The sequence below is a fragment of the Streptomyces kurssanovii genome (genome assembly GCF_040677245.1).
Classification (GTDB): domain Bacteria; phylum Actinomycetota; class Actinomycetes; order Streptomycetales; family Streptomycetaceae; genus Streptomyces; species Streptomyces kurssanovii.
This window is the reverse complement of record NZ_JBFAQK010000044.1, coordinates 53,402-61,410: the sequence shown is the minus strand read 5'-3', so window position 1 is coordinate 61,410 and position 8,009 is coordinate 53,402. Positions and strand designations below refer to the sequence as shown.

Genomic DNA, 8,009 nt, shown 5'->3' with positions numbered 1-8,009 from the left:
TCCTGGTCGAGGGTGATGCGGCCGAAGTCCATGGCGACGGTGGTCGTCGTCTTGTCCCCGGTGTGGGTGAGGTCGTCGATGCCCGCCGACGCGGACGTCATCACGGCCTCGGTACGCAGCGGGTTGATCTCCGAGACGGCGCCGACGAACGTGGTCTTGCCCACGCCGAAGCCGCCCGCCACCACGATCTTCGCGGAGGTCGTCGACCGGGCCGAACCGCCGCTAGAGCTTCCGAAGTCCACTGAGCACCCTTTCGAGCAGTGTCACATCCGGCGTGCCGCCGGCCTCTCCGTTGCCCGGCTGGTGAATGGCCACCATGCCGGCCTCCGCCAGGTCGGCGACAAGGATCCGCGCGACACCGAGCGGCATCGACAGCAGCGCCGAGATCTCGGCGACGGACTTGACCTCCCGGCACAGATGGCAGATCCGCTGGTGCTCGGGAAGCAACCCGGCGAGCAGAGCCGGATCGGCCGTCGTGCTGACCAGCGCCTCGATGGCGAGCTGGTAGCGCGGCCGGGTCCGGCCGCCGGTCATGGCGTACGGACGTACCAGCGGCTGGTCGCCCTCGTCCCCGTACGCGTCTACCGACGTACCGTACGGATCGTGAGAGGCGGGTGGCGGGGTCATGAATCCTCCGGGCGTGACAGCAAGTGGTCGGCTGTGCCGTCTGGTTGGGCCGGTGGGGGGCCTTTGGCGGCCGTGCTGGTGACGGTGCGATGACTGATTGCCGCGAGCCTGTGCGTGGGGTACGGCTCGCGGCCCGGGCTCAGTGCAGAAGGCTTCCCTGGAGTTCGGCGCGCAGGTCCGGAGTGAGGACGCTGCCCGCACGGTCCACGAGGAGCGCCATCTCGTAGCCCACGAGGCCGATGTCGCAGTCGGGGTGCGCGAGCACGGCCAGCGAGGACCCGTCGGAGACCGACATGAGGAAGAGGAACCCCCGTTCCATCTCCACGACGGTCTGGCTCACCGGACCGCCTTCGAAGATCCGGGAGGCGCCCGCGGTCAGCGACGTCAGACCGGAGGCCACGGCCGCCAGCTGATCGGCGCGGTCGCGCGGGAAACCTTCTGACATCGCCAGCAGAAGACCGTCGGCGGAGACCACCACCGTGTGCGACACCCCTGGGGTGTTGTCCACGAAGTTGGTGATCAACCAGTTCAGATTCTGCGCCGCCTGGCTCATCGGGCTCAACTAACGCTCCTGCTGGTGAGAGGGGCCGAGGTTGAAGCTTCCGGTCGTCGAGCTGTTCTGCTGACGGCCTTGCTGGATGCCTCGGCGGAGATTGGTCAGCCTGCCACGCACATCGTCGGGTGCACGCGAAACCTGCGGACCGGCCTGGTGGTTCTGCTCCTGAGCGGTGCCCGGCACGAGGTTGGCGCGCGGGACCCGCCGGGGCAGGCCGGAGGTGGTGACGCCGCCGGCCGCGGGCTTCCTGACCCGCTCGGCCTGACGTACCAACTCGTCGTTGGGCGAGGAGCGCCAGGCACCGCTCGCATGGGACGCGTTGCCCGGGGTCGCCGGGCTCGGCGCGGGTGTGCGCTGCGGAGCCGGCTGAGCGGGACGCTCCGCCGGTACCGGCTGCTCGTCGGCGGGCCGGCCGCCCCCCTGCACACCGCGGAACCAGTTGGTCTCCAGGGTGTCGTACAGCGGGGTACGGCCGTCACCGGGCCCGGCCGGGGGCAGGGCCTCCGGCTGCTGCGGGGCGGGCAGCCCGGCCGCCGGACGCGGCGGCGCGAAACTCGACTCGTCCCGACGCTGCGGAGCGGGCAGCTGCGGCGCTCCGAAGTCCGGGCGGGCGAACTGGGCGGTGGACGCCGGGTCCTGCGCCGCCGGACGGCCGTACTGGCCGGCGGAGGACTGGTTCCCGGCGGAGGACTGGTTCCCGGCGGAGGACTGGTTCGACGCCCCGTACACGTCGGGGCGCACGAACTGCCCCGTCGAGGAGGGACCGGCCGGGAGGCCGGCCGGCGGCGGACCGGCGTTGTAGTCGGGCCGCGCGAACTCGGCGGTCGATCCCGGACCCCGGTTGCTGTCGTGGTCCTCGTGACCGCGCGGCGCGTCCGCGGACGGACGCTGCGGCTGCGACGGCTGGTCACTGCCCCAGCTGGTGGTCTGCGGGCGCTGCGGCCGCGGCGGCACGGGCTCGTCGCGCCGGGGCGCGGGGCCGCCGGGCAGCTCGGCACGGGGACCGCCGGGCGGGGGCAGCTGACGGCCGCGGTCGCCCGCGGCGGGCGCCGCACCCTTCTGGAAACCGTTCTGGGGAGCCTCGTTCCGCGCGGGAGCACCCTGCGGACCACGGCCGCCGCCGAACGCGCCGCCCTGACGGGGGCCGTCCTGCGTCTGGCCGGGCCTGCCGCCCTGGCCCTGCTGACCCTGGCCGCCCTGCGTGCCCGGGGCGCTGTGCATGCCCTGGGCCGGACGGCCGGAGTCGTCACGGCCGGGCAGCGCGGCGCGCGGAGCCGAACCGGCGCCGACCTGGCCGCGAGCCGCACCGGCACCGAGCCGGTTGCCGGAAGCATTTCCGGCGCCGGCGGGGGCACCGCCGAGCGGGCCGCCGCTGTTGCCGCCGCCTCCGTTGCCGCCGCCGAGGCCGGGACGGCCACCGCCGGGTCCACCGGGACGGCCGGGCAGACCGGCCGGAGCACCGCCGCCGGCCGGCGCGGCGGCGCCCTGGCCACCCGTACCGGGCTTCGCCGGAGCCTTCTTGCCGCCGTGGGCGACATCGACGGGCAGCATGACCAGCGCGGTCGTGCCGCCGGAGTCGGAGGGACGCAGCTGGATGCGGATGCCGTGTCGCAGGGACAGCCGGCCGACCACGAACAGACCCATGCGGCGGGAGACCGAGACGTCCACGGTAGGCGGCGACGCCAGTCGCTCGTTGATCGCGGCGAGGTCCTCGGGGGAGAGGCCGATGCCGGTGTCGTGGATCTCGACCAGGACGCGGCCGTCGGGCAGCGCGTGGCCGGTGACCCGGACCTTGGTCTGCGGCGAGGAGAACGAGGTCGCGTTCTCCAGCAGCTCGGCGAGCAGGTGCACGAGGTCGTTGACGACGCGGCCCGCGACCTCGGTGGCGGGCACGGAGGCCAGCTCGATGCGCTCGTACTGCTCCACCTCGGAGGCGGCGGCACGGAGCACGTCGACCAGCGGCACGGGGCGGGTCCACCGGCGACCCGGCTCCTCACCCGCGAGGACGAGGAGGTTCTCGCCGTTCCGGCGCATACGGGTCGCGAGGTGGTCGAGCTTGAACAGCGAGGACAGCTGGTCCGGGTCGGCCTCGCGCGACTCCAGCTCGGAGATGAGCGAGAGCTGGCGCTGGATAAGACCCTGGCTGCGGCGCGAGAGGTTGGTGAACATCGCGTTGACGTTGCCCCGCAGCAGCGCCTGCTCGGCGGCGAGGCGGACCGCCTCACGGTGCACGTCGTCGAAGGCCGCGGCCACCTTGCCGATCTCGTCGCGGGAGTGGACACCGACGGACTCGACGGAGGTGTCGACGTCCTGCGGGTCGGACTCCGAGAGCTGCTTGACCAGCTCGGGCAGACGGTCCTGGGCGACCTTGGTCGCGGTGTCCTGGAGCCGGCGCAGCGAACGGATCATGGAGCGGGCCACGACGAACGCGCCGACGAGGGACACACCGAGGACGATGAGGATCAGCGCACCGTTGATGATGGCGTCCTGCTGGGAAGCCTCGCGCAGCTTGCGCGCCTCGGCCTCCATCTGGCCGAGCAGCGTCTGCTCGATGGTCTTCATCGCGTTGATGCGGACCGAGTAGTCGTCGGTCCAGTCCAGGTGGGAACGGATCGGCAGCTGCGCGAGGCCGTCCTCGTTCTCCAGGACGCGCTTGGCGTACTGCTCGGCCGCGGTGATCGTCGGGTTCTCGTTCTCCAGCGGCGCCGTCAGTTCCTCGGAGTCACCGCCGGTGGACTCGTAGATCGCCTTGAAGCTCTTGAGCTCCGTCTCACCGTTCTCGAGCGCCGCCTGTCCGTAGAGGCGGTCGTTCTCCGTGAGGCCGGGCGTCGCGGCGTCGTCGCCGCCGGGGAGGGCCGCGGCGATGATGGCGCGCTGGATCGACGCGTACTCCTTGGCGGAGGAGAACGCCGCCAGGGCGCGCGTGCGCTTGATCATCTCCGGGTTGCTGGTCGCCTGGGCCATGTCCTGGGACAGGCTGAGCAGCGACTCGATCAGACGGCTGTAGCCCTCCACCGTCTGCGACTTCGGAACCCTGCCCTTGTAGGCGGTGTTCCGGATGGTGTTGAGGTTGTTGACCTGGACGGCGATCTGGTTCGCGTTGGCGCGGATCGACTCCAGCGCCTCGTCGTCGTCCTTGTTCGGGATGGAACGGGTGGCCTCGAGGAAGGCCTTGCGGGCGCGGTCGGTCTGGGTACGCGGGCCGGAGACCTTGAAGTCGGTGTCGACGGAGCCGTTGGCCAGCGGGCCGGCGGAGAGGTCACGCTCCTGCTGGAGCGCGTGCGCCAGCTCGGTCGCTTCCGTCGTCATCTTGGTGAGCAGCTGCATGTGGTCCAGCTGCTTCATGTCGTCCATGGACTCGTTGATACGGAGTCCGCCCAGCGTGGTCGCCGCGACGACCGGCAGGGTGAGCAGGGACACCAGGCGCGTGCTGATGCGCCAGTTGCGCAGCGCTATTCGCGAACCGGTGTCCGTGGGGCCCTTCGGCCTGGCCGGTGAGCCGGCGCCGTCGGCCGGGGAGGCCTTGGCACCGGACGTCTTGGCGCCGGCGCGGCCTGCGCGCTCACCGCCGTCGCCGGGGGCCGCCGGTCCCTGGTTGTGGGTGTGCTGGGGCGAGGAGCCGCGGTCGGTCCCGCCGCGCGGCTCCTGTTCCGCCGCGCTGTTGCCATCCCTCTTGAAACGTCCCTGCACTAGCGTCGCAACCTCTGGACCAGGCGTCCCTCCGCTTGTACGGCGGGACGGTGTCGGCGTCGTGGGGCAATGATCGAGCCCCATGGTGGTCGTGAGTGACCGGCGCTGCTCCCCCTTCCCCGCCGCAACTCGGCGCTGCGTTGCGCCCTTGCGCGCCGGTTCGAACCCGCGGCGGTTCGTGGAATTCCAGCACAGTGCCGGATCTCCAACAAGGGCCACGTACCGGCCTGTGACCTGGATGACACGATGTAAGCGTGCGGTCACAAGTCGTGGAGGTCGTTCCGGGGCAAAACGGGCGTCCGGCTACGAGTCGCTTAGGGGGAGGGGGTGTCCCAGTCGCGATGATCAGGAGCGGAATGAGGGCTTCAGTGGCTTAATGTCCGGTTCCGCATGCGCGACCGGGGGTCCGGATTGCCTGATTTGCCCGTCTCCTCGTGAGCAAACTCACACGGTGATCGTTGAGTCTTCCTGGCATTCGACGGGAATCCGATGTTTAGCCTGACGCTTTACAAGGATGGGCAATCCGTCAACCGCGCTCCTCAGTAGCGCCCGCACTCGGACAAGGTCAGACACACCACATGAAGACGACGATGATGTTCCGCAACATAGCCAACCCCCGGCGCACCACCCTCGCCCACCTCAAGGACGCGGAGGAGCTGCAGACGCCGGAGCAGCAGGAGCACTCGCTCGATCTTCCCACCCAGACGGCCAACCCCCGCCGCACGATCCTCATGGACGCCCCGGTCCGCTGACCGCCGGTGTCATCACCGCCGTCACGTACACGGTGACGCAGCAGGTCGGGCCTCCCTCGCCGCGTTAGCCTGGAGCGTCAGTCTCCGGCCAGCGACCAAGTAAAGAGGGGCGACAGCATCCCGTGCGCATCGCCAGGTTCTCCATCGACGGCAATGTCGCCTTCGGCGCGGTCGAGGACGGCCCAGAGGGCCTTGTCCTCGACATCATCAAGGGCATTCCGTACGCCGACTTCGAGCTCTCCGGGACCAAGGTCCCGCTGAGCAAGGTCCGTCTGCTGCCGCCCGTGCTCCCCAACAAGGTCGTGGCCATCGGCCGCAACTACGCGGAGCACGCGGCGGAGCTCGGCAACGAGGTCCCCGACGTACCCGTCGCCTTCTTCAAGCCCACCACCTCGGTGATCGGCTCCGGCGACGCCATCGAGTACCCCTCGTTCTCCGACGAGCTGCACCACGAGGCCGAGCTCGCCGTCGTCATCGGCCGGATGTGCCGTGAGGTCCCGCGCGAACGCGTCAAGGACGTCATCTTCGGCTACACCTGCGCCAACGACGTCACCGCGCGCGACGCTCAGCGGCGCGAGAAGCAGTGGGCCAGGGCCAAGGGCTTCGACACCTCCTGCCCGCTCGGCCCCTGGGTGGAGACCGGCCTCGACCCGGCCGACGTGACGATCCAGTGCACCGTCAACGGCGAGCAGCGCCAGCTGGGCCGCACCAGCGAGATGGTCCGGTCCGTCGAGGACCTGATCGTGCACATCACCGAGGCCATGACGCTGCTCCCGGGCGACGTCGTCCTCACGGGCACCCCCGCGGGGGTGGGCCCGCTCAACGTCGGCGACGAGGTCGCCGTCACCATCGAAGGTATCGGCACTCTCACCAACAAGGTGATCAAGCGTGGCTAACGGCTCCGTCCGCGTACGTTTCTGTCCCTCCCCGACCGGCAACCCCCATGTGGGCCTGGTCCGTACCGCCCTGTTCAACTGGGCCTACGCCCGGCACACCGGCGGCACCATGGTCTTCCGCATCGAGGACACCGACGCGGCCCGTGACTCGGAGGAGTCCTACAACCAGCTGCTCGACTCGATGCGCTGGCTCGGGCTCGACTGGGACGAGGGCCCCGAGGTCGGCGGCCCGCACGCGCCCTACCGCCAGTCGCAGCGGATGGACATCTACAAGGACGTCGCCGAGAAGCTGCTGGCCGGCGGATACGCCTACCACTGCTACTGCACGGCCCTGGAGCTCGAGGCCCGCCGCGACGCCGCCCGCGCCGCCGGCAAGCCCTCCGGCTACGACGGCAAGTGCCGCACGCTGAACGCAGAGCAGAAGGCGGCGTACGAGGCGGAGGGCCGCGAGTCGATCGTCCGCTTCAAGATGCCGGAGGAGCCGATCACCTTCACGGACCTCGTCCGCGGCGAACTGACCTTCACCCCGGACAACGTCCCGGACTACGGCATCGTCCGTGCCAACGGCGCCCCGCTCTACACGCTCGTCAACCCGGTCGACGACGCGCTGATGGAGATCACCCACGTCCTGCGCGGCGAGGATCTGCTGTCCTCCACCCCGCGGCAGATCGCGCTCTACAAGGCGCTGATCGAGCTCGGCATCGCCAAGGAGATCCCGTCCTTCGCGCACCTGCCGTACGTCATGGGCGAGGGCAACAAGAAGCTCTCCAAGCGCGACCCGCAGGCGTCCCTCAACCTCTACCGGGAGCGCGGCTTCCTCCCCGAGGGTCTGCTGAACTACCTGTCCCTGCTGGGCTGGTCCTTCTCGGCCGACCAGGACATCTTCACCATCCCCGAGATGGTCGCGAAGTTCGATCTCGCGGACGTCAACGCCAACCCGGCCCGCTTCGACCTGAAGAAGGCCGAGGCGATCAACGCCGACCACATCCGGATGCTCGACGTGAAGGCGTTCACCGAGGCCTGCGAGCCGTGGCTGAAGGCCCCGCACGCCAACTGGGCGCCGGAGAACTTCGACCGCGCCGCCTGGGAGGCCATCGCCCCGCACGCCCAGACCCGGCTGACGGTCCTCTCCGACATCACGGCGAACGTCGACTTCCTCTTCCTCGACGAGCCCGTCGAGGACGAGGCGTCGTGGACGAAGGCGATGAAGGGGGACCCGGTGGCGCTGCTCACCACGGCCCGCGCCAAGCTGGAGACCGCCGACTGGTCGAGCGCGGAGTCCCTCAAGGAGGCCGTCCTGGCCGCCGGTGAGGAGCACGGCCTCAAGCTCGGCAAGGCCCAGGCCCCGGTCCGCGTCGCGGTGACCGGCCGTACGGTCGGCCTGCCGCTCTTCGAGTCCCTGGAGATCCTGGGCAAGGACAAGACCCTCGCCCGTATCGACGCGGCGCTGGCGAAGCTCGCCGCGTAAGGAACTCTCTCTTCGCGTCC

General features: G+C 70.4%; 7 protein-coding genes. 3 read left to right on the top strand and 4 right to left on the bottom strand.

Features of this window, described 5'->3' with window-relative positions:
* From AB0K36_RS25590 to AB0K36_RS25575, 4 genes are all read right to left on the bottom strand, one after another.
* The coding region (locus tag AB0K36_RS25590) for an ATP/GTP-binding protein (protein ID WP_364598619.1) at positions 1–242 on the bottom strand (242 nt) is incomplete at its 3' end.
* The gene (locus tag AB0K36_RS25585) at positions 223–627 is read right to left on the bottom strand and encodes a DUF742 domain-containing protein (protein WP_005311458.1); all 405 of its coding nucleotides are present in this window, start codon (positions 625–627) and stop codon (positions 223–225) included. The genes AB0K36_RS25585 and AB0K36_RS25590, both read right to left, overlap by 20 nt.
* 139 nt (positions 628–766) lie before the next feature.
* Complete coding sequence (locus AB0K36_RS25580) at positions 767–1,180, bottom strand: roadblock/LC7 domain-containing protein (RefSeq protein WP_005311457.1); 414 nt, start codon at positions 1,178–1,180, stop codon at positions 767–769.
* A 9-nt stretch (positions 1,181–1,189) separates the two neighbouring features.
* A complete protein-coding gene (locus AB0K36_RS25575) occupies positions 1,190–4,873 on the bottom strand; it encodes a sensor histidine kinase (RefSeq protein ID WP_364598616.1) in 3,684 nt (1,227 codons plus the stop codon).
* Between the two features lie 578 nt (positions 4,874–5,451).
* Between AB0K36_RS25575 and AB0K36_RS25570 the strand changes: the two genes are divergently transcribed.
* The 3 genes from AB0K36_RS25570 to gltX all read left to right on the top strand — a co-directional run bounded on the left by AB0K36_RS25570 (position 5,452) and on the right by gltX (position 7,989).
* On the top strand, positions 5,452–5,625 hold the full coding sequence (locus AB0K36_RS25570; RefSeq protein WP_307708476.1) for a hypothetical protein: 174 nt from the start codon (positions 5,452–5,454) through the stop codon (positions 5,623–5,625).
* 122 nt (positions 5,626–5,747) lie between these two features.
* Positions 5,748–6,521 carry a fumarylacetoacetate hydrolase family protein gene (locus tag AB0K36_RS25565; RefSeq protein WP_364598613.1) on the top strand — a complete coding sequence of 258 codons (774 nt, stop codon included), beginning with the start codon at positions 5,748–5,750 and terminating at the stop codon, positions 6,519–6,521.
* Positions 6,514–7,989, top strand: a complete 1,476-nt coding sequence (gene gltX / locus AB0K36_RS25560) for a glutamate--tRNA ligase (RefSeq protein ID WP_364598610.1) — start codon at positions 6,514–6,516, stop codon at positions 7,987–7,989. Before AB0K36_RS25565 ends, gltX begins: the two co-directional genes overlap by 8 nt.
* Positions 7,990–8,009 lie beyond the last annotated feature (20 nt).

Coding starts and splice junctions, on each gene's coding strand:
- AB0K36_RS25585 (WP_005311458.1), bottom strand. CDS start 627: ATGACCCCGCCACCCGCCTCTCACGATCCGTACGGTACGTCGGTAGAC.
- AB0K36_RS25570 (WP_307708476.1), top strand. CDS start 5,452: ATGAAGACGACGATGATGTTCCGCAACATAGCCAACCCCCGGCGCACC.
- AB0K36_RS25580 (WP_005311457.1), bottom strand. CDS start 1,180: ATGAGCCAGGCGGCGCAGAATCTGAACTGGTTGATCACCAACTTCGTG.